The organism is Pseudomonadales bacterium (assembly GCA_024234165.1).
Classification (GTDB): Bacteria; Pseudomonadota; Gammaproteobacteria; order Pseudomonadales; family UBA5518; genus UBA5518.
In genome coordinates, this window is sequence record JACKOP010000001.1 from 718,061 (window position 1) to 743,087 (window position 25,027).

The 25,027-nt window shown below is 66.3% G+C and carries 1 protein-coding gene (only partly in view); it reads right to left on the minus strand.

Annotation, left to right across the window (positions count from 1 at the left end; genetic code table 11):
* Positions 1 to 25,027, minus strand: partial view of a tandem-95 repeat protein gene (locus H7A12_03070; GenBank protein MCP5319802.1) — the 3' portion only. The gene runs 13,892 nt beyond the window's last position; the window shows 25,027 of its 38,919 coding nt (coding positions 13,893-38,919); its start codon lies off the right edge, out of view; its stop codon occupies positions 1 to 3.

Consider the following 25,027-nt stretch of genomic DNA (forward strand, 5'->3'; position numbering starts at 1 on the left):
TCATGAGTCCAGCCGGATCGTCAGCGTGCGGTTCGGCTGCTGGCGCTCGGCTTCGCTGTCGAGCAGCAGCTCGCGCTGCCAGCGACGCATCGTCCGCTCGCCCGGGTCGCGCCGCGTCGCTGCACCAAAGGCCAGCGTACCCGCCAGCACGAAGCCTGCATACGACTCGCCGAACTCGATCCGCGGCACTTCCGTCGCCTGCGCCTCGGCCGGCTCCGATCCTGCGGACACCTGCCGCTCCGCTACCGCCGCCTGCCCGATTCCCGCGTGCGCCTGCGGCACCGACCCGGCTGGCAGCACCATCGGCGGCGTGACCGCGGAGGCGGACTGCGCACCACGCGCGGGCGCGTCGAAGCGCGTCCGGTAGTCGTCGCCACCCTGGCCGTCGCGGTTGCCGTCGAGCGCGCCGAAGAAGCCGTGGAAGGCGTCGGCACCGCTGCGCAGCAGCACCTCGTACGCGCCACCCGCGAGCTGCCCGCTCGCCACCACGAAACGGAAACCCCGGCCGTCGGCGTCGAGCGTGATCGTGCCTGCCACCGGCCGCCCGTCGGGACCGTTGATCACGATGTCCGGCGCCCCCGTGCTGCCACGGCCGGCGTCGTCGAGCACCATGTCCAGGCCCTCGGTGTCGATGCGCTGGTTGAAGCGCACCGCAAAACCGTCGAGCAGCGGCACGAAACGCTCGACCCACAGCAGCGCACGGGCTCCAGCCGGCGGTTGCGGCGGCTGCCCCGTCACCGGGCGCATCGAACCCGGTTCGCGACCGACCGTATCGACCCGCATCGGCTGTGCCAGCCCGCCCAGCGGCTCGAGCACGACGAAGCCTCCGCGCACCGTGAGCTCGCGCCGCGGCTCGCCCGCCTCACTCAGCGTGAACGCGTAGCGGTTCGGCTCTGCGGGCACCGGCACCACCAGAATCGCCTCCTCGACCACCGGCGGGCGCACCCGCAGCGTGAATCGCTGTGCCGTTTCCGCCCCGGTTGCATCACGCACCGCCACCGTGAACTGCGCCAGCGTGTTCGCCCGCGTCGGACGCCACGTCAGCTCGCCCGTCACGGCATCGAGCCCCGCCCCCGCAGGCCCTGCCAGCAGGTGGTAGCTCAGCGCATCGCCGTCCACGTCGCTGCCCTGCAACTGCAGCCGGAATACCTGCCCGACACTGATGTACGCGTCCTCGACCAGCGCCAGCCGCGGCGCGTCGTTCACCGCCTCCACCGTCACCGTCACCGTCGCCTCGGCGCTGGCACCGTCCGGGTCCACCACGCGGTACGTGAAACGGTCCGTGCCGTTGAAGTCCACCGCCGGCGTGTAACGGATCCGCCCATTCTCGATCACCGCGCTGCCGTGCTCCGCTGCCGTGCCCAGCGCCAGCGTCAGCTCATCGCCGTCGATGTCGTGATCGTTCGCGAGCACGTCGATCAGCACCGTACCGTCCTCGGCCACGCTGGCACGATCGTCCACCGCCACCGGCGCGTCGTTCACCGACCTCACCGTGATCACCACCCGCGCCGTCGCCTCGCCACCGCGCCCGTCACCGATCCGGTACACCAGCTCGTCACTGCCGTGGAAGTTCGCCGACGGCGTGTAGCGGATCCGACCGTCCTCGATCACCGCCGTACCGTGCTGCACCGGCGTGAACTCCAGGATCGTCAGCACATCGCCATCGATGTCGCTGTCGTTCGCCAGCACGTCGATCAGTACCGACGCGTCCTCGTCCACGCTCACTGCATCGTCGCCTGCCACCGGCGCCGTGTTCGGCACCACCTGCACCTCGACCGTCACGGTCGTGGTCGCCGTTGCTGCCAGCGGATCCACCACCACATACGTGAAGCTGTCCGTTCCGATGAAGCCGTCCGCAGGCGTGTAGCGCACGCGGCCGTCCTCGATCACCGCGACCCCGTTCGCCGGCTGCACCAGCGCATCGATCGCCAACGCCTCGCCTTCGGGGTCGACGTCGTTCGCCAGCACGTCGACCAGCACCGAAGAACCGGTGAAGACCGTCGCAGCGTCGGCATTCGCCACCGGCGGCAGGTTCACCACCACCGGCGGCAACACCATGACCCGGAAGTCCAGCGTGGTTTCACGTTCGCCGTCGCTCACCACCACGCGGAAGCCGTGGCTCGTGTCTGCACCGGCCGCGGTCCAGCGGATCAGGCCGCTCACAGCGTCGATCAGCGCACCATCCGGTGCCCCCTCCAGCCGGTAGCTCAGCGTGCTTCCTTCCGGATCGTTCGCCTGCACCTGCAGCCTCAGCTCCGTGCCCTCGACCAGCTCGAGATCGGCGATCGCCTGTACCACCGGCGCCCGGTTGCCTGCCACCACCGTCACCGTGACCGTGCCCTGCGCGCCTGCCCCCTCCGGATCGACCACCGTGTACCCGAAGCTGTCGCTGCCCGTGAAACCGTCGGCTGGCGTGTAGCGCACACGACCGTTCTCGATCACCACGACGCCGTTCGCCGGCTGCACCAGCGCATCGATCGCCAACGCCTCACCTTCGGGGTCGACGTCGTTCGCCAGCACGTCGACCAGCACCGACGTGCCCTGCTGCACGCTCGCGATATCCGCCACCGCCAGCGGCGCACGGTTCGCACCACCCGCAGGCAGCACGCTCACCGTGAAGCTGTCACTGCTCTGCGCCACACCATCGCTCACGGTCACCGTGAACAGCACGTCGGTACCCGGACCGCTCGCCGTCCAGGTGATGCGCCCGGTCTGCGCGTCGATCAGCGCACCCGCAGGTGCGGCGTCCAGCCGGTACTCGAGCGCGTCACCGTCGACATCGCTCGCGCTCACCGCGAGCTCCAGCACCACGCCCTCGACCACCTGGTAGTCGTCGATCGGCGCCAGCACCGGCGCGTCGTTGACCGGCTCCACCGTGACCGCCACGCTCGCCTCGGCCACGTTGCCGAAGGTGTCGATGATGCGGTAGCTGAAACCGTCGCTGCCGTGATAGCCCGCCTCCGGCGTGTAGCGCACACGCCCGTCTTCGATCCCGACCGTGCCGTGCACCGCCTCGCCCACATCGAGCACGGCGATGAAGTCCCCGTCGGCGTCGCTGTCGTTCGCCAGCACATCGATCAGCACCGAGGCGTCTTCCGCCACCGTTACCACATCCGCTTGCGCCACCGGCGCCACGTTCACCGTCTGCGGCCCGAGGAAACGCACGTCGTCGATGCGTATCGTCGTATCCAGCGCGCCGAAGCCGAGCAGGTCGAAGTACAGCGCCGCGTCGTGACCGGCGATAGCGTTGCCCAGATCCACCGTCACCAGCACCGGCTGCGACAGATCGATCATCGACAGCGCGTTGCCCTGCAGGTCGGTCACCCGCACCGTGCCGGCGCGATACACCGTACCGTCGGACTGCAGGTTGAAGAACGCATCCGAGTCAGCCAGCCCGATCGTGCCGACCAGCGGCTGCAGCGTCGAGGGATCGAGCAACGCCGCCTCGAAGGCATCCGGCGGAATACCCGTCGCCGACGACAGACTGCCGCCCGTGATCGTGAACTGCATCCGCGTGGCGTCTACCGGCAGCTTGAACGTCTGCGTGAGCCGCGCGTTGTGGTGCGCGTCCTCGCCGATCACGGCCTCGCCATCGCTCACCGTCACCGCCCCGTTGGTCTGCCAGCCGTACTCGTACAGTGCCGTATCGTCGATGCCGAAGCTGCCGTTGATCAGCAGACCGCCCAGCGCCCGTGTCAGGTCGACCGTGAGCGGCAGGCGCCGCACGCCGAGCTCCAGCTCGCCGATCATCACGCTGTTGGCCGCGACGTTGGTGTCCACATGCGAGAGGCCCAGCACGTGGCCGAACTCGTGCGTCAGCACCGTCAGCAGATCCACACGAGCGGCCGCGTCGCCCGTGGCCGCGCGCCGTGCCTCTGCTGAAACGTACTGCGTGAATTCCTCGCTGTAGACCGGCGTGGGATCGACGAACCAGCCGTTGCCGGCCGCATCGCGATCCAGCGTGAGGCGCGGCCCGTCAGCCTCGAGCGACACCAGCGCGAGCAGGGTGCCCGGCAGATCATCGATCGCAAAGCTCAACGCATCCAGCGCACCGATCTCGGCACCGGCCTCGACCCACAGCGACCTCACCTGCGTGACCAGCGACTGCACCTCGGCCAGCGTGAGCGCGCTCGCCCCGGTTCCCTGGCCCGCTGCGGCCAGCGGCACCGGGATGAACACCGTGCTTTCACCGATGCCGCCATCGCTGTCGGTCACACGCAACGTCACCGTGGTCGGCGTCGTGAACACGTGATTGACCAGTAACGAGCCGGATACGAGCTGGCCGCCGATGTCCCAGACATAGGTATGCGTATCGCTGCTGCCGGCGTCGGTGAACGAACCCTGCAAGGTGTGTGCACCGTCTGCGTTTGCCGGTGGCGTCACGATGATCGAAACCACCGGCGTCGCGTTGGCAACCGAGACTTTCTCCACCCCGGCGACGTCGACCATACCCGAGTAGGGGTCCAGAGGCTGACGAAACTGGCTGTAATAGGGCGTGACCCGGATTTTGTAATCAGTGCCCTGCGCCAACGGAGGGTTATTGGCGTAGTGATGCGTGAACGTGACCGTGCTGTCACCGTTGCTATCTGAAGCCGGAACCGGTTGTTTCGTCAGCGTGTAGCCATCACCGAAGTCGATATCGAGGTCGTACAAACCATTGGCCGGCACACCCTTGACCGTCACGGTCACGGTGACCGTGTCACCTTCCAGTCCCGCAGCCGGTGAAACGGCGCTCTCCCAGACGAAGAAAGACTGCGGCTTCTCATCGTCATCGTCATCCTCATTTTTCTTGTCTGGATCTACCGGGTTCTTCCGCTCCTCCACGGGCGGGATCTCTATCTTATCCGGCGGCGGCGGTGGTGGCGGCGGTGGTGGCGGCGGTGGTGGCGGCGGCGGGATATCGAGCACGCCAATCGTGTGCCACGCAGGAGCCGATGCGCCGGTATCGTCATCCGTGACGATCAGCCGGGCAACGTATTCGCCAGGATCCGTGGGGGTGAAGGTCATCTCCTTGGATGCTGCAGACGCAACGACAGTACCGTCGCTGGCTCTTGCCACCAGCCATTCATAAGTGAATGTATCCGCTTCCCCCGGATCTTCCTGATCTCCACTCATCTCCACCGGGAAGCCGACGACGGTCACACCCAGACCGACGATTCCGGCAACCGGAACAACGTTCTTCACGTTCAGCGAAACCGTCTCCGTCGCCTCGCCGGTATCGTCGTCGACGACACGCACCTTGACCTTGTATGTATCGGCCGGCGTCGCCGTCGGATCATCGTCCACATATCTGTGTTCGAATACGTGAGTGCCACGCTCGATTCTCGTTGGCGTTTCCTTCACCTCACCCTGTCCGTCACCCCAGTCGATATACACATCGAACGTGTCGCGATCTTCTGCAGACGCATCGTCGATCTCGATCTGCAACTGCGCGCTGTCGCCTTCCTCGATCTCCGGTGTCAGGAAACTCGCGCTGATCGTCGGATCGACATTGACGACGGTCAGCTCGACTTCGTCGCTGACATCATCCCGATCGTCGTCGATGATGCGGATCTTCACCTTGCCGATATCTTCCGGCGTGCCGGTCGGATTGTCGTCCTCGAGCTTGTGCGGCACGGTGATCACGCCCTTGCCTTGGGGATCGAGCGCCAGCGTGTGCGTTTCCCTGATCCCGTCGGGCCACTCGAGCTCCATGCGCAGCGTGTCCTTCACACCCACGTCGGAGTAGCGGACGGTGAGCTTCGCCTCTTCTCCCTCCTTGACGCGCGTGACGTCGAGGCTCGCCTCGTCGATCACCGGTGCCACGTTGTTCACCCGCAGAGACACGTCGCGTGTCACCCGACCACCGTCGTCATCCTCGAGTGTCAGGTGAACGATGTAGGTGTCGAACGGTGTGGCCGTAGGGTTGTCATCCGCGTATTGATGGCGCTTCACGAGTCTGCCACCGCCATTCTCGATGCTCGGCAGGGTGTCGTAGACATCGACGCTGCCGCCGTCGTTCCAGTCGATCGTGATCCGGAACGTGTCCCGCACGCCAACGTCACTGAAGTCGATCGTCAGTTCCGCTTCTTCGCCCTCATCGATCGTCTGGCGATCGAACTGCGCCGCCGTGATGCGCGGAGGAACGTTGTGGACCGTGGTCGACGCGCTGGCCGTATCGGCGCCCACCACGTTGTCTGCCTGCACCCGGATCGACTTCACATCGAAGGAAGTGCCAGTCGGATTATCGTCCGGGTATTGATGTGTGAGGATCAACGAACTGACGCCTGCCGCAGCCACGTACGACACCGCTCCCTGACCATCGCCCCACACCACCTTGAAATTGGTGTCTTTCTTTGGGTCGTCGGGAGTCCACTCGGCACGAAGCTGCACTGCGCCGTTCTCGTTGACATCGCTCGGCGTGACCGTGACCTCGAGACCCTTCGAGAAGCGTATATCGTCGAGGAAGTAGACCTGGCTGATCTCCTGCACCATGCTCGGATCGAAGAACTCGCTGTCCTGTGTGGCAGTCGGATTGTTCGGGTCGTACTGCGTCACGACGTTGGTCGAACCTTCCATCCCCACGTGCTGGAACTCGAGTATCGCCGTCTTGCCCTTGAATGCCTCGGGTACCCGAACGGCGTAGGTATTGCGACTGAAGAATGCGGGTTGCAGGTCGACCGTCATCCAGTCGCTGTCCTGCAGGCTGGGATCCAGCTCCGGCACGGCAACGAAGCGCACCTTGATCTTTGCCGGCGTGAACATCACCGGCGCCACGACGGAGAACGCCAGGTACGGCTGGTCGGTGGGCACGGCCACCCGGTTGTGCCGAACGGTATCGAGGTGAACGACCTGGGAGATGAGCCAGTCTGCGAATCCACCCACCGTATTTCCCAGCATCAGGCGCAGCAACCCGTCGAGCGCCGAACTCCCCCCCATCAACAGCGCGTAGTTCGAACTTGGACTGAACAGGTACTGGAACAATTTCTCCAGACCCTTGTCGATATACTCCTTGAAGTTGTTGGCGCCATCCGGATTCAGCTTCTTGGTCACCGCGTCGATCTTGAGTACATCCTTGATCGGCCCGAGAACCGCCTCATTCATTTCTGAATTTTTCTGGTCCAACCACTCCAGGGTGCCTTTGATCAGATCGTAGAGCGCCGAACTCCCGTCGAAAGCGATGCGATTCGGCGTACCCTCGCCCCAGTTCGTGTTGTACCAGGTCGTATAGCCTTCCGAACTGCTCGACGTTGGTTTTTCCGGTTCGCTCCCGGTGAAATCGGTCTTCAGCTTGCCCATCACCGCGCCAACGACCTTGTCGGAAATCGTCTTCCAGATCCACTTCGCGAGTCCCGCAGCCAGTTGTCCCGGGTTGGTCTCGAATACGAACAGGCCGGTGACGTCGATGTCGGTAGGCAGGCCGTCAGGCAGACCACCGTCGAAGAAGCTGGGGTCGAGCCCCAGGCTGAAACCTTTGCCGCCATGGAACGACCAGCCCGGAACCTCGTACGACAGCGGGAAACGGAACTTGTCTTCACTCGCGAACAGCGGGATCCGGTTGATCAGCGACTGGCGTATGCCGTTCTCGAAGTCACCGTTGAACACATTGGGCACCGCGTCACGGCCCTTGTTGACCTCGGTGTTGTCCTCGGTCAGCGCGACGCCATTCCTCCCTGAATTTGCCGGGCGCCCACTGCCACCACCCAGCGTGTAGTACCAGCCGGTTCCGATACCTTCCCAGATCGCCTTCGGGTTCGTCCACTGCTCCTGCGATACGAGGGGGTTGGTCCGAACCCCTGGCACCACCCAGTACCACGGCTTGGCGTTGAAATCGAACAGCGGCACACCCAGCGCGCGTGTGCTGATGCCTTCATCGACGATACGCCGGAATATCGGGTTGTTTTCGAAGGAAAGAAGGTTCGTCGCAACGGTGCCGGCGTACCACTGCCAGACCCGACTGTGCGCCCCGCCGACACCACCCAGTGATCCAAAGTCATCCTGGGTGAAACCGGCCAGCCCATCGAACCAGTATTCCAGATCCACGCTCTGCACATCACGACCGTTCGGCGTTGCCGTCGGCGTTCCTGCCACCAGCCTGACAAACGCGTTCTCGTCCACCACCGTTTGATAGTAGTTGTCCAGATAGCCGATATTGGTCCACCGCTTTACATCCGGGTCCTTGAAATCGTCGTAAGGAATGTCCAGCGTCACCCCGAGGATATCGACCACGGTCAACATCCTGCCGAGCCACAGCTTCGTTGCGGTCATCGGACCGATCGCTGCCGCCACCGGTGGTGCAAACACGGATGCGAGGGTTGTCAGCGGGATCGCAAGCGTCAATGCACTGTCGATCTTGTCGAGCAGGCTGCGCAGCGGGATCTTCAACGAATTCTGCTTGAAGTCGTGCGGATCCAGCGTGGTCATGTGGATATCCTTGACTTCCGGATTCCACACGCCAAGACGTTGCACAATCTCGCTGTTCACCACGGTGCCGCGACTGTGACCGAGCAGGTGCAACGGCGACGCGAACAGCTTGCCGCCGGTGTCACGGTTCAGCGCCACCAGTGACGCATACATGGCGTCTGCGGCGGCCTCCGAGAAACCGCTGTCGCTGATATCGGATTCCTTGCGCCAGTCCGCGACCAGCACCACGGCCTTGCCGTCCTGCAGGGCACTGGCGCCCGTCTTGCGCGGGTCGGCAGCATCGTGCCACTGCCCGGTGTTCTTGTTGTACAGCAACACCACGCCGCCACCCGACGCCTCGGCAATCAGGCGTCCCAGCGCAACGAATTGTTCCGGATTCTGGAACGCCGGATCACCGATCGACGCGTTCAGATCGAAGCCGTGCGTGATCAGCGTCACGCCGTTGTAGGGAGTCCCGAGATCGACGGCCTGAGCGACGAAGCTGGCGGACTCGGCATAATGCTGGGCACCCACCATCAGCTCCACGCCCCAGTAGTAGCGCTGCCCGGCCGTGAGCTGCTTCGGCGAGAACGGCAGATCGACGCTGGAGGCACCGGACATCCAGTCCGAGGTCCAGATCCGGTTCGGGTTGTGATCGTCCGGGATATAGGAGGGCTGCGAATCCACCGCCGGTGACAGCCAGCGCTCGACGAGCGGATCGTTGGGCCATAGCCCCTCGCCGGGAGGGAGTGCGCTCACGAACACCCGCGCCTTGAAGATATTGGTACCGAGCATCGCGGTATCGACATCCCAGCGGAACTTCAGCGCACCCGGCGCACTGGTGCCGTGCAGGTCGGTATCTCCCAGCGGCGCGCGCAGCGTCAACGGATCCAATGGCTGTGCCGACAGGCCGTTCACGATCCGCCCGACCGGGATCGCGTCCAGGTTGATCGGCTTCGACGGATCCACATCGAACTTGTCGTCGATCGGCACGCGCGTGAAGTCCCGACCATCCGGGTGGATCGCCCTGTCGGTCAGGTTCTTCGTGTCGAACACCAGCACGTCGCCCGCGGATCGATAGATCGCGTACAGCTTCGCGCCGTCGGAGGACAGCTCGAGATCGGTCGCGAACGACAGTGGAATCGGCGTCGTCGCAGCAACGATCCGGGCAGCATCCTGGAACGGATCCTTGACGATTCCGATCTTGGATCCGGTCTCGTGGGTGTCCATGTACTCGATCCAGAAGCTCGGATCGTTGGACCCCACGCTGAGCGGTATGCCCCAGTCGCTCACGTAGGCATACGAGAAATCCGGAGCAATCACCACGTCGTAGGGGTTGCGGACGTACAACTGATAATGCTGATTGACATTTTTCGAGAGCTGCAGGTCGATCTGGCGCACGTTCGCAGCAAACGAAGTCGGGTCGTCGTTGCTGATCTCGACCACGCTGAGGCCCTTGTAGCGTCCGGCTGCAGTACCCAGGCGCGAAACGAAAGCCATGCGCTTCGGATCGGACGTACCGGTGACTCCTACCGGATCGATACCACCGTCGAGTCGCAGGATCTCCTTGTGCCACAGGCGCGGATTGGTCATGGCATTACGCGCCGGGCGATCGTCTTCGTCGACGTTGACGACCAGCACCACACCCGGTTCGCGTCCGCCCTGCACCCAAGCCTTGGTGCCACCGAACATCTCGGTCGCCGGTGCCGTGATCCACAGGGTCTTCCCGTCCGCGTTCGTCGTGATCGCGTTGATCTTGTTGTTCGGCGTGGTGAGCGCGATCGTATCGACGATGCGATACAGGTCATTACCGGGGCGGATATCGATCACGTAGATCGCAGACCCCGCGGCCACATACAGATAGCGCCCGTTCGGGTCGAGCGTCATCGCGGTAGGCTCGGCGCCGTTCGGCAGCGCGATCAGATCAAGCGTATCGGTTTCCAGCGTTGCATCCGCCAGCCGCAGCCCCACGCCGTCCACGACCCAGACTCCGCCCGGCTGGTCATTGCCCGCCCGTACCGCGACGAAGGCGCGTGATCGATCGGGAGTGGCCGCGGTATCGACGACGTATTGCTTGAGGTCGATCTCCTTGATCACCTCATCGGGACCGCCCTCCTGTTTGGTCTTCAGGTCGAGGATCTTCAGCTTGTCATACTGGCCGACGAAACCGTAACCACCCTGGTTGTCGATCGCTATCCGTTGACTGCTCGACCAGTTCTGCACCGTCGTGGGATTGCCATCCGGGCCCGGGACCACCTGTGCCTGCGCACGTTCGACGTAAATCCCGGCAAGGCCGAGCACGACCTGCTTCGGCACCTCGAGCGTGATGGTGTCATCAGCGACTGATGTGAGTTGGGCACCACGGGCGTGGACGATATTGTCGCCCTGCTTGAACGTCACCCGCACATCGTCCGGATTCGCACCGAAATTGCGCCCACGCAGCGTCAATATGCCCGTTTTTGCGTCGAACTCGGTCGTTGGAAGAAGCACGGGTATTCCCGGCGGCGTGCTCGGGGAATCCGGGGGAGCGCTTACGCGAATCGTGCTCAGACCGGCGTCGACATCCAGGGGCACCTCGACCAATCTGCCGTTTGCATAGCGCGCATACAACTGGATTTTCTGGGCAGTCATCATGAACGGCATCATGACAATGGCGGTCGCGAGTCCACCGTAGACCATCAGACCGACCAGGCTCCCACTGGCCGTTGCCAGCACCAGCAACTGTGCTGCGGTATACCACGCCGTCAGGTCGAGCTTGACGATACGCAGCGGCTGGTTCGCCCGCGCCATCAGGATGTTGCCGTTGTTGCTCAACCCCGGCCAGGGCGGCGATGTCGTACGCACGTAGCCGTCGTCGCCGACGACGCCGGTGTCGATCGCTGCCCAGTACGACTTCATCTCGCCGGTGATGTCGGACTGGATCTCCTGGAAGAAGTACACGGTCTCGCCGACCTCGAACTCGGCACCCGCGGGCACCGCGATCTGCATCGTGCCTTCCAGGTTCGGGTCGTTGACCTCGACGTTGAACGCCGCCGCAAAGTCGACGATATCGGGTATCGGGGTCGTCAGATCCTCTTCCTGCAAGGTCGTGATCGTGACCGTGGTGCCGTCGGCAACCTGACCCGCACCGAGTGCGATCATCTGCCCGTCCGGCCCCAGCACCACGCCGCCGCTGGAGCCGACCTCACCACCCGACGATGCGACCACGACCACCGGCACCACCTGCTCGCCCGAGCGGTTGATCACCGTCACCGTGGTCTTGCCGAGGTTCTTCGCCACCAGACGCCCGTCGGCGTCCACCGTCGCCACGTGCTCGTCGCCGATCACGTAGTAGGTGCCGTCGGCGGCAGAATTCAGGTACATGCCGTCGCCCCACTGCACGACCATCTGCCGCTCGACGCCGGGCAGCAGCGCGATCGTGTCCGGGTAGGCGTCGATGCCGAAGTAGTAGGTGAACATCTCGAGCGCGGTCTGCGGACTGCCGACCGACACCGCGGTGGCCGCGCTGATTTCGCCCCGCGTTGCGCGCAGCACCGTGGTTCCGGTCTTCAGGCCCACCAGTTCGCCGCGCGTGTTCATTGCCGCCACTGCGGGATCGTAGGTGCTGAGGCTCACGTAGCCGAGCGGCAGGCTGACGTCCTGCTCGTCCTCGAAGTCGCCGGTGAGCTGTACCAGCCACTGGTCACCGGCACGGATCTTCGGTGCACGCAGGTCGAAGTCGACGCTCATCAGCCGTGCGTCGCTGATCGTCACCGTCAGCGTGACCGGCTCCGACTTGGTGAAACCGTCGTCGGCGTAGAGCGTCACCGTCGCATCGCCGACAAAGCCGGTGTCGGGCTTGAAGTAGAGCGTGCGCCCATCGCCCGCCATGCGTACCGTGCCGTGGCTTGCACCGACGATGCCCACGTAGAGCGAATCGCCTTCCGGATCGGAGATCAGGCTGCCCAGATTCCAGTCGATATCGAGGTCGACGTGGGTCTTGCGCGTCGCCGCCTCGATCCTGGGCGCAGCGTTCGCGCTGTAGCCGAGCGATGCGAACAGCAGTTGCGTGTCGCTCACCGTGAGCACGCCGTCGCCGTCGAAGTCCGCTCCGGGATCGTAACCACCGGTGCGCCGCAGGTCGGCCAGCAGGGCCGCATCCGCTGCATCGACCTTCGCGTCGCGGTTCACGTCGCCGGCGACGAAGAATTCCAGCGTGTAACTGCCGCTGCCGCTGCCGCCGATGCGCAGCAGATCGAGCGCAGCGCGGTCGACGCGATAGAGCGCAAACGCCCGGCCGTCCTCGACCCGGCTGGCGATTGCCTGATGCCCGAGCAGCTCGGGCAGCGCGGGATCGAGCGCCGTCGCGTCGGCAGCAGTCACGATCACGCCGAGCAGCACGGCGCTGCTGGCCGGCAGCACGACCTCGCTGTCACGCGTCGCCAGGCTGTACAGATGCTCCTCGCCAGCGGCGAGCGTTGCGCTGCGCGGCGCTGCCAGGTAGCCGAGTGCGGCCCCCAGGTCTGCCTTCACCGGATCGACGCTGACCGTATCGCCGTAGCCGATCGCAGCACCGCCACTCGGGCCCGTCGCGAGCGTCAAGCGGTGCGACGCGGGTTCCGCGTAGCCGTAGCGTTGCGAACTCGCGGCCTCGAGGTTGCGTACCGACGCGAGGTTGCCGTCGATGTCGTAGCCGTAGAGGAAGCTGCGCCCGTCCGGCGTCGTGACCTGGCGCAACGCGCCACTGCCATCGCGCATCCAGCGCAACGATTCGTTGTCCGGTCCGGTGATGCCCGAGTCGCTGACCGCAAGGCGCACCCCGTCGCTGAACACGATGCCGGTGATGCCACTCGCCGCCGCAATCTCGTAAACCGTGCCGTCGGGAGCGATCAGTTCGTACTGCGCGCTTTCGGCGCCAAAGGCCGCCGGGTTGTACGGCATGCCGGTCGCAAGATCGTAGAAACGGTCGGCACCGCGCTGCAGCTTCAGGGCTAGCGAGCGCAGTTGCCAGCCGTTGTCCGCATCGGCAACCCAGGCAGGCGTCCAGTACGCGAAGCCCGGTCCCTCGCTCTTCTGCGGCGCGAACGTGAATCCGAGCCGCTCGCCATCGGGCGCGGTCAGGAACACCCTGGAACCCGTACGCAGCGGGTTGAACACGCCGCCTGCTTCCGCATCCGTCGCCGATACGTCGGTCTCGAGCTGCACGTCGCGCAGCGCGAGCGACCAGCCGTAGCCGAAGCTGCCGGCCGTGGCGGTATCCAGCGAGTCGTAGCGACGCGCAAACTCGAGCGTGTGCCCGCCGATCGTGAACATGAAATCGGTGTCGCTACGCAGGTAGCGACCGCTCTTCGTCGCACTCGCGATCTCCACCAGCGCGCTCGTCTCGGCAAGCCGACCGGCCACATCGCTTGCGCTCAGGCGCAGCACGTAGAAGCCGGTCTGCAGGCGCTCGGGATCGAGGGATGCGAGCGCCCCGTCGACCGTGGCACGCCCTTCGGCGAGCAGCGTCCAGTCCTCGCTGCCCGCACGCGCGAGCTCGAGCCGCCAGGCATCGAGGTTGCGGTCGGCAACACGTCCCGTGATCGACATCGATGCGGCGATGCGGCTGCCGTTCAGCGCTGCATTCAGCGCCACCTCGGGCGCAGCGCGGTCGTCCACGTCACGCACGCGCAGCATGCGCTCCACCGTCGTCGTGAGCCCGTCGCGGTCGGTCACCACGGCCTTCAGCACGTAGGTACCGATCGCCGGGGCGCTGATCTGCGCGCGGTTCTGCGCATCGAGTGCGACCTCGACGCCGTCCATGTACAGGCTGCGCGCGACCACACCCGAGAACGCCTCGGCGAGCACGCTCACCGTGACGGCCTGCCCCGGCACCACCGGGAAGCCCGGCGTCAGGTTGATCAGCGCAGTCGGCAGCTCCGGCGTCAGCGTGGCACGCAGCGACAGCGGACGCACCGTCGTGGTCTTGCCGTCCGTCAGCGACACCATCACCAGGTAGTCACCCGCCTGGCCGGCGCCGGGCGTCCACACGAACTCACCGCTCACGGCATCGAGCGTCGCCCCTTCGGGCAGGCCGACGGCCGAGAAGCGCAGCGTTTCAGCCAGATCCGGGTCACTGCCCGTCAACGTGAAGCGCAGTTCCTTGCCGAGTGCGACCTGGCGGTTGTAGACCGTTTCGATCAGCGGCGCACGGTTCACGTCGGCGACGCGCACCACCACCTCGAGCTCGTCGCTCGCCCCCTCGATGTCGGTGGCGCGCAAGCGGAACACGTACTCGCCCGACTGCTCCTGGTCCGGCGTCCACTCGAAGCGGCCCTCGACCTCGTCGAAGAACACGCCGCGCGGGCGCGTACCCGGCTGCGCCACGCCGTTCTTCGTGTAGCCGAGCAGCGAGTAGACGATGGCGTCGGCATCGGGGTCGCGTGCACGCAGCCCGAACTGCAGCACCCGCAGTTCCTGGCCGCCGAGCGGTGCGATGCCGGCCAGCAGCGGTGCACGGTTGGTGTTCGTGACCTCGATCGCGATGTTCTCGCTCGCCACGCCCTGGCCGTCGCTCACCGTGATCACGATGCCGCCGTAGCTGCCCGCCTGGAAATAGTGCGGCGTGAACGTCAGCAGTCCGGTCGCGGCGTCGAGCGTCGCACCGGGCGGCAGCTTGCTCGCACTGTAGCTGAGCGCATCGCCGTCGCTGTCGAGTGCGTCGAGCTGCACCGACAGCGTCTCGCCCTCGGCCACCGTGCGGTTGCCCACCGGCAGCAGCAGCGGTGCGCTGTTTGCCGCCCGCGCGACGATGCGGATCGTCTGCGTAGCGCTGCCGACGGGGCCCTCGGCGTCGTTGCCGTCGTCCGTTACCGTGAACGTGACGTCGTACGTGCCGGCCTGCGCCGCGCTCGGTGTCCACTCGAACACCGCCTCGCCGTACTTCGCACCCGCCGTGAGCGTTGCGCCCGGCGGCAGTGCGTCGGCGCTGAACGCGAGCGTGTCCTCATCGAGATCGGTAGCCCGGATCGTGAAGCGCAGGAGTTCACCGAACAGCGCCACCTTGTCGCCGATCGGCGTCAGCACCGGCGCCTCGGACGGTGACTCGGCCGTGATCACGAAGGTGTGGCTCGCGCTCTGGCGCATGCGCACGCCACCGCCGTCGCCGTCGTCGGTCGCGGTCAGGGTGACCACGTAGTCGCCGCGGTCCTGCGCACCGGGCGCAATCCGCAGCACGCGTGAGCCGTCATCGAGCGTGCGGATCTCCGCGAAGCGCGGCAGCCCCTCGGTCGTGATCTCGAGCGGGTTGCCATCGGGATCCGCGATGTCGAGCGGGATCTCGAGCACGTCGCCGCGTGCCACGCTCTGATTGCCCCACGGCACGATCACCGGCGCGCGGTTGGCGTTGTAGACCGTGAGCGGCACGTCGATCGAGACCGTGTTCGGCACACTGGTACCGTTGCCGTCGTCGGTCGCGGTGAAGCGCACCGTGTACGTGCCGGTCTGCGTATAGCCCGGCGTCCACTCGAACATCCAGGTCACCGGGTCGAACGTCGCCCCCGGGGGCAGTCCCTCGACGCTGATCGTCACGCTGGGCTCTGCCACCGACAGTTCGGAGATATCGATCAGTTCGCCCGACGCCAGGCGATCACGCGGCACGTAGGCCGGGTTGTCCGGATCGAAGGCAAACGCACGGAAGCTGATGCCCTGGCCTTCGACGACGGTCCAGTCGTCGAAACTGTCGAACACCGGCACGCCGTTCACGTTTGTGACTTCGACGTGGAAGATCGTCTCGCTGCGCAGCATCCCGTCGGTTGCCCACAGCGCGATGTCGTAACTGCCGGCCTGTGTATACGCCGGCGTCCACTGCAGCAGGCCGGTGAGCGGGTTCAGCTGCGCACCTTGCGGCAGGTTCGGGCTCTCGAAGCGCACCTCGTCGCCGTTCGGATCGAAGGCCGAAAGACGCACCGAAATCGGGTCGCCCTCGCGCACGCTGCGCGCCGGCACACCGCTGATCAGCGGTGCCGCATTGGCCGGGCGCACCAGCAGGGACAGGGTCTTCACGGTGCTGGTGATGCCATCGCTCGCGACGATGCGAAGATCCGGGTACAGGCCCGCCTGGTCGTAGCCCGGCAGCCACGACAGCATCCGCGTGCGGCTGTCGAAGACTGCACCCGGCGGCAGATTGTCGACGTACAGCGTCACCACCTGTCCGTCGGCGTCGGTGGCGTCGAGCCCGATCTGGAACAGGGTTCCGGCCTGCAGTTCGAAACCGGGCGGAAGATCCAGGATCGTCGGGGCGGCATTGCCCCCGTCGACGGTGATCGTGAAGCGCTGCTCGGCAAAGCTGCCGCGGCTGTCGTAGACGCGCAGCACCACCGGCGCGAGCGCATCGCTCAGCGCGGTCGGATCCCAGCGCAGCACGCCGTCCTCGCCGAGCACCATCCCGTCGGGGCCGTCGAGCAGCACGTAGCTCAGCACCACCCCATCGGTATCCATGGCCTCGATCGCGTAGCTGTAGCTCTCGCCTGCCTTCGCCGTGGTCAGCGCTTCGGAGTCGATCTGCGGTGGCCGGTTCGCGTACGGTATCGCATACAGCCCGTAGCCCAGATCCGCGCGCTGTCCGGCCGTATCCGCCAGCGTGACGGTACGCACCACGGTCGATTCACCCGGGGCCAGCACGCCGTCGACCAGCCCCTGGCCGATGTCGAGCATCCACAGTCCGTCGTTCGATACGTCCGCACCGAGCGCCATCCCCTGGAAGTAGCGTCCCGGGTCGAGCACCAGCATCAGCGGCGTCTGCAGGTTGTAGTCGGTGATGTTGGTCACACGCACGTCGAACGACAGCGTGCCGGTGGCCCGATCCGAGCGGGTGGCGACGAAGTCGATGCGCACCAGGCTCGAGAAGTCCTGCACACCGATGAACTCGACCGTGTACGGCGCCCGCAAGGGCAGACCGCCTTCCGACTGCACCCGCGACGCGACCGTCAGCGCATAGAAGTCGGGCTGCAGCGTGTCGAAGCCGAGCGTGACGCTGCGTGTCGCAGCGTCCCACGCGATGCTGGTGATCGCGATCCGACCACCGTTGGTCCCGAGCAGCGTGTAGTTCTCCGGGTTCAGCACCGAACTCGCACGCGCAGAGCCGCCGGCATCCATGTCCTGGTCGAACACGACCTGGATGCTCGTGAGCGGCAGCGGCACGATCACGCCATCAGCGGGCAGGGTACGCACCACGGCCGGCGGCGTCAGCGGCATCAGCACGTCGACCTGCTGCGAGTTCGCGATCAGCACGCGGCCACGGCTGTCGATCGCCAGCGACTCGGCCAGCGGGCCACCGCTCGCCACCTCGACGCGGCGCAACGTCGCCAGATCCACCATCACCAGCGAGGAGCCGGCCGGATCACCGATCGGTGCGTGGCTGCTGACGAACATCAAGCCGGCGAGCGCCGTGCCCGCCTTGCCGAAGACGATCGAGTCGACCGCCGAATCCAGGTGGATCTGCGCCTTCGCGCGCCCCTTGGCGTCGAAGGTCACGATATCGCCGCGCCGTGGCCAGGTGGTCGCCCACAGCTCGCCGTCGGGGGCGAACGCCAGATCGTCCACCCGCGTGTTGCTGAAGTGGCTGAACGTGAGCTTCAGCGGGTCGAAGATCTCGATCCCGTCGCCCGAGGACACGTAGATTTTCCCACTGGACGGATCCACCGCCAGCGCCTGCGTCAGGCCCTCGCCGTAGCTCCCCAGCACCGCGAAGGTCTCGGGGTCGAGCTGCAGCAGTTGCCCGCCGCCGGTGGCAGCCCACAGCCTGCCGTCGAGGTCGTAGGCCAGGTCGTACACCGGCTGGTCGAAGACGACGAAGGGATTCAGCGCACGACCGCCGAACTCGGTGTAACGGTACAGCGCCCCGCGGTTCGCCCCACCGCTCACGATCACGCTGGTATCGGGCTGCACCAGGATCGCGAGTGGTCCGATGTCGGCGTGGCTCTGCGCGATGCCGGTGCCGAACACCTCGGCCGTGAACGGTGCCAGCACCTGCCCGAACTGCGAGGGGCGCGACGGCACTGCCGCCGGAATGCCCTGCTCGGCCTGCACGAACAGCGGGTTCGTCGACGGTGTCGCGCTCGGTGCAGGCGGCACACCGATGTCCTGCGTGGTGCCGCCCACGTCGACGAGCGCACCGAGGTTGAGCTGCGTACCGTCATCGGGCAGCTTCGCCACGCTGGCCGGACGTTCCTGGTTGCCGGCGTTGTCGGTGGATACCGCGACGAACTCGTAGCTGTGCCCTGCCTCGCCCTCGAACACGGCCTGCGAGTCCGTGCTCTGGCGCAGCCAGATCTCCCAGTCGCCGCCGTCCTTCGCGACGTAGATCGTGGTGTGCCTGACGCCCGAGCCGTCCGCCCCGTCGTCCGCACTCCAGCGCACACCGTAGTCCGCGCTGCCGATGCGCTCGAGCGCGAGCGTGGTCTGCGGTGCGTTCACGTCGAGGTACTGCACCAGTTCCGGCGTGTCGATCGGTGCCGCCGTGTTGAACAGCACGCGCGCGGACGCCCGGATCTCGCGGTTCGTCTCCAGCCCGAACGCCGAAGTCACGGTGTAGCCGACGCTCCCCAGCCCCTGCCCGTTGGCAACGTTCGGCGCCAGCAGTCCGACCGCGGGATTGCGCACCAGCTCGCCGGTCTGCGGGTCGATCGCCTGCAGCAGCCAGGTCGCGGTGCCGGTGGTGGCATCGATGCCGGCCGAGACGCGCAGCACGTAGCCGCGCGAGTTGCGCAGATCGAAGTCCCCCTGGAAGTTCGAGCGCCCGCCCGGCACCTTGATCGTGATGTCGCCGAGCTGCAGGTCACCGAGACGGAACGAACGCGGACTCAGACCCGGGTCGATCTGCGAGACGATGCGGATCTCGGACGGGTTCGTGGTCGCGTCGGCCGGGTTCTCGAAGCGGATCGTGTACGGCAGCGCACGCTCCGCCGGCAGAAACTGCCGTTCGCCATAGCCCTGCGGCCCGCTGATGCTCGCCTGGGTCGCATTCTGCGCCGCCAGGCTGAACAGCTTCTGCAACTGCAGCGGCGTCAGTTCGTCCGAGGCCGCGACCGAAGCGTACGCACTCTCCGGCACGTTCCCCCACGGGGTGAACACGTTGAATGCCGCAAAGTAGGTCTGCTGCGACAGCCCGAGGTCGTAGTCCTCGAACTCGGGCAACGCCGGGATCGGGATGCTGTACTCGCCGCATTCGTCGGAAGAACGATCGTCCCAGGCAGCAATCTCTGCCATCTTTCCGGGCGTATTGCCGTACCACTGGCGGACCTGCGAGAAGAAGGCCACCAGATCCGCCTGGGTTTCGATCTGCTGCCCGGCCGGGCCGATCAGTACCCCGCTGGCGAGCACCGCCAGCACGCTCACCACTTTCGGCTGGGTGCGGATCGGCGGCGCCTCGTCCTCGGGGCGCAGCAGCCCGCCGTCCTCGAGTGCCGCCAGGTACGCGCTGACCCAGGTGTCTTCATCGGCTGCCAGGTTCAGCAGCGCGGTCGAGGCACTGGCGTCCGCCAGCACCGCTTCACGCAGCGCACGCGCATCGGCCTCCTGACGCGCGACGAACTCCGCACGCGTCATCGGCGTCGCCGCCGCGTACACGTTGAACCGGAACGGTGCGAACAGCGGCACACACTTGTCCGGTATCTCCTCGTCGGGTTCCGCCTGCAGGTTCTGCAGCACGTCGATCACAGAGGAAATCCCGGCGGCCTCCTCCGCGCTCGCGCCCTCGAGCGCATCGAGCAGGCTCGCGATCGCGAGGCTGATCTGCGCTCGCAGCGCGGCCGGATCGCCCCGCGTGCCGGCCAGCGCCTGCAGGCCGGCGATGAAGGCCTCGCGACGCGCCGGTGACCAGAAATTGCGCGCATCCTCGAGCGCCAGCCGGATCGCGGCCAGGTCGCGGTCGATCAACGGCTGCAGACCGGGGTACGTCGTCACCGTGAAGCTCATGCCGACGTAGCCACCGGCGATCACGTCGAGTGCGTAGCCGGGCGCGAGCATGTAGCCGTCGCGGTTGATCTCGGAGTCGAGGCTGATCCACGGCACGTCCTCGCGCACGCCGTCCGGCGCACCGCCCACGTTGCTCGCGTACGTGAGGTACGGCAGGCCGTAGACCTTCGCGTTCTCGCCGATCTCGGGTGCGCCGAACTCGAAGTAGACGTACGGCGTGTCGACGTTGGTCAGGCTCTGCAGCGAGATTCCGTAGAGACCGGTCTGGCCAGCCGGAACCACGCGCGGGCCACCGAGGCCGATGGTGACGTCGATCGGCAGCGCCCGCTCGACCAGGAAGCGGTACGGCAGCGTCGCCTCGGCACCGTCGGGGTTGATCACGCTGACGTCGTAGAGACCCTTCTCGCGTCCACGCAGGTCGAAGGTCGCGATGATCCGCGTCGCGTCGATCACCTCGTAGCGCACCGGCTCGATTTCCTCGATCCCCGGGCGCACCAGCTTCAGCAGCGCCTCGTCGCTGAAGCGCGCACCGCGCACCTCCACCGTCACCCAGCGGCTGTCGCCGCCCTGGTCGACCTTGATGTCGGTGACCTGGAACGGCATCAGCTCGGCCTTCACCTCGACGTGCCCCTGCGCCGGTCCCGAGAACTCGCGTACCAGCACGTAGTAGGTGCCGGCCTCGGTGCGCGGAATCAGCGCCTGCTGGTTCGCCTGCAGCGGCGTCTCGAAGGCAGCATCGTAGTTCGAGCCGTCCGGCAACGCCCCGTAGCGCACGAACACCTCGTTCGCTGCGGATGTCTCGTCCGAGCCGACGCTGAAACGCAGTGTCTCGCCGGCGCCGACGTCCACCTTGTAGAGCCTCGCCTGCCCCGCGCTCAGCGTGGTATCGGTCGCGACCCCGAGGGTCAGCTCCGGCACCGCGATCTCGATCGGATCGGCCGAGGTCCGTGCGTTGTTGTCCTCGTCGGCCGCCTCGTAGACCTCGTCGAAGATGTCCGAGCGCACGATGATGCGGTACTGCCCGTCGAGCAGCGGCGGGATGAACACGTCCTTCAGCTCGGCGGTATAGCTCGCGCCGACCGCGAGTCCGTCGCCGTGCGTGACGCGTCCCAGCAGGCGGTCCGACAGGTCCCAGTTGCCGTCGGCGGACAGGTAGACCGAATCGCTCCAGCTCCCCTGCGCCGGGTTCTCGCCCTGGTTCAGCACCGTCCAGCCGAGCGTGATCGCACCATTCACGTCGCCACGAGCAGGCATCGAGATGCTCTCGACCACCAGGTCCGCCGGCGGCGGCAGCTCGATCAGCAGCGGCTGCGCCGAGGGACGGGCGTTGTTGTTCTCGCGTCCGGCCTCGAACACCCTGCCATTCGCAGACCCTGAATCGCCCGGGTCGGTGAGCACGAACACGTAATACGAGCCGTGGAACCCCGGCGGCAGGCGGATCGGGTCGACCTGCTGGTCGTAGCCCTCGCCTGCGGCAAGCCCGCCGATGTGCTGGATCTGCCCCAGGTAGCGGTCGGCGTTGACGTCGAGGAACTCGTCGGCCGAGAGGTAGATGCGGTCGGTCCAGCGACCCTGCAGCGTCGGCGTGTCGCCCTCGCCCCGGTTCTCGACCCGGTACGAGAACTCGAGCCACTGCCCGGCGAGCACCCGCTCGGGGATCGTCACACCCGTCACACGCAGGTCCGGTGCCGGGCGCAGGTCGACGTGCAGCGGCGCCGGCGTGATGTTGTTGCCCTCGCCGCGATACTCCTTCACCGAATCGCCGCCGACGCGTAACGGCGGCACCCTGGACAGATCGGAAACGCCGCCGCCGACCACCTGTCCGCTCACGTCGGAGTCGGTGTAGACCAGTACGAAGTAGTCACCATCGACGCCTTCGGGCAGCATGAAGTCCAGCGAACGGTCGTAGCTCGCGTCGGGATCGAGGTAGCCGTAGCGTCCAAACTCGCCGAGCAGCAGATCGCCGGAGTCGAGCGCCGCGTCCCTTGACAGGTACACGCGGTCGTTCCACGACCACTCGCGCGTCTGGCGCGTGCCCTGGTTGGTCACGGTGAAGCTCGCCGTCACGGAGGATCCGGAGTCGGCGGTCGCCGGCGTCAGCACCAGGTCCGAGATGACCAGGTCTGCTTCGCGATAGACGATCGTGGTGTCGGTCTGGCCTGCGTTGTTCGCCAGCCCCGGCGGCTCCCACACGTTGCCAGCGTAGTGCTCGCTCCGTGATCTTTCGTTGTCGCCGCGCTCATCTTCCGTATCGGGCAGACCCCTGTAGGGCTCCACATCGGTGAACACGTAGACGTAGAACGGCCCCTCGACGCCGGCCGGCAGCGTGACTTCGGCGCTCGCCGTGTAGCTTTCGCCGCTGCCGAGCGGTGTGGCGTTGTCGTGCACCACGGTAGCGAGGCGCTGCGACTTCGTGCGATCGAAGGTCGGGTACGCCGAGATCCACACGCTGTCGCGCCAGTAGCGCGTGCCGCTCCAGACCGTGCCTCCCTGGTTCTCGACCGTCCAGCTGATCTCGGCCTTCTCGCCCGAGAAGTTCGTCTGCGGCGCGATCACCTCGACCACGCGCAGATCCGCTGGCGCGGTCGCGATATCGGTGCTCGTGGTGCGGGCGTTGTTGTTCTCGTTGGTCTCGACCACGCTCGAGGGATGCGCCGCATCGGTCACCACGGTCACGTACTTGCCGGCCAGCGCAGGCGACAGATCGAAGGTCTGGCGCATCGTGTAGCGTTCGAGCGAGGCCAGCGTCTGCGGGCGCTCGAAGCTGCCGAGCGTCCACACTTTCGCACCCGGTGCGTTCATGTCCGGCAGGTCCGACACGTAGACGGTATCGATCCAGGAGCCGCCCGCCTCGCCCTCGGCGCGGTTCTCCACCGTCCACGACACCGTATACGGCGCGTGCGCCGAGCCGCTCGCGTCGGCCTGCACGTCGATCACCTGCAGGTCCGGCTTCAGCACCACCGGCCCGATGATGTCGATGCGCCGCGCCTTGTAGTTGTTGTTGTCGAGCTCGTTCGGGTCGTCCGGGTTGATCCAGTTCGCGAAGGTGTCCTCGAGCACCGCATCGTAGGCATCCGACCACGGCGTGATGTAGTAGACGCCCGACTCGATCTGGTACGGCACGCGCACCTTCACGATCCGCTCGTAGGACTCGCCGACCTCCAGGTAGCCCTCGTGGCTGAACGTGCCGAGCAGGATGGCGCCGTTGCCGCCCGGGTGCGGACGCGTCTTGTCGCGCGTCAACCAGACCGTGTCGCTCCACTTGTCGGTGCTGGTGGTGTTCGAGCCACGGTTCGTGACCGTGTAGCGCACCTCGATCTCGGAGCCGTAGACGGCCTGCGCCGGCGCCACCACGTCGCTGGTCACCAGATCCGACGGCGGGAACGGGTCGATGTAGATCGCCTGCGCCAGTGTGTTGTTGTCGTCCTGCGGGAACTCGTCGACGGCGTTGGCCCCGTCGGCGCGCACGATGATGAAACCGTTGCCGCGGAAACGGAGCGGGATCTGCATGGCCGTGGCGAGCGTGCGGTAACTCTCGTCGGTATCGAGCGCCGAACCGCTGGTGATGCTGCCGATCAGCAGGTCGCCCGAATCCAGCTTCGCGTCGAGCGACAGGTAGACGTTGTCTTTCCACTGCCCGCTCGCGGCAACCGCTCCGCGGTTCACGACGTCGAAGCTCACCTCGATCGTGGCGCCTGCGGCCGCCGTCGGCGGCACCGTGATCGATTCGATCTGCAGGTCGGGGCGCGGGTTGGCCGACAGCACCATCGTGCGGTCGTCGGCAAGGAAGTTGTTCGACGCCGCGTCCCCGTATTCGTACAGCCCGCGGTTGCTGTTGGTCGTGACCTCGACCTGCCACACGTCCGAGAGCATCGGCACCGTGAAGCGTTCGGTGCGGGTGTAGGACAGTCCGGCACCGAGGCCAGCGGTGTAGGTGAACGAGCCGAGCGTGATCGAGCGCATGCTCGGATCACCGACCTTGCGCAGCACCACGGTGTCGGTCCACGCGCCCTCGGTCGCGGCATCACCCTCGTTCGCGACCGTCCAGGTGATCTCGATCGGGCGCCCCTCGAAGCCCTCCTCCGGCGCCACGATGCCGGTGACCACCAGGTCCGCGCTCGGCGCGAGCTCGATGTGGGTCTGCCCTGCGAACGTCGTGTTGTCGTTGGTGTGGATGAACTCGAACGGCCCGCCGGTGGACACGAAGACGTAGTAATCCCCGGTGAACCCGTCCGGCAGGTCGAGCTGCACGCTGCGGTCGTAGCCGCTGCCTGCCGAGAGCGCGCCCAGGTGATCGAAGGACCAGGTGCGGACCACGCCGCTGCCGTCCGCATTCGTTGCCAGACTCACCCGGTCGGACCACGACAGGCTGTCGGTGCGTGCGATGCCGACGTTGTCCACTCGCCAGCTCACCGCGAGCTGGTCACCCGAGCGCGCGCTCGCGGCCGCCGACGCCGACGTGACCTGCAGGTTCGCGTAGCCGTAGGGCATCACGTCGAAGACGTTGGGTGCCTGGGCAGCGTTGTTCGCCTCGAGCCCGTTCTCGAACACGACGCCGTCGGCGTCGCTGCGCACGAACAGCGTGTAGCGACCGGTGAAACCGGCCGGCAGGATCAGACGTTCGCTGCGCGTGTAGCTCGCGCCGAGCGCAAGGAAGCCGTCGTGCTCGAAGCGCGCGAGCACGATGTCGTCGCCGTCGCCGGGAATGCCG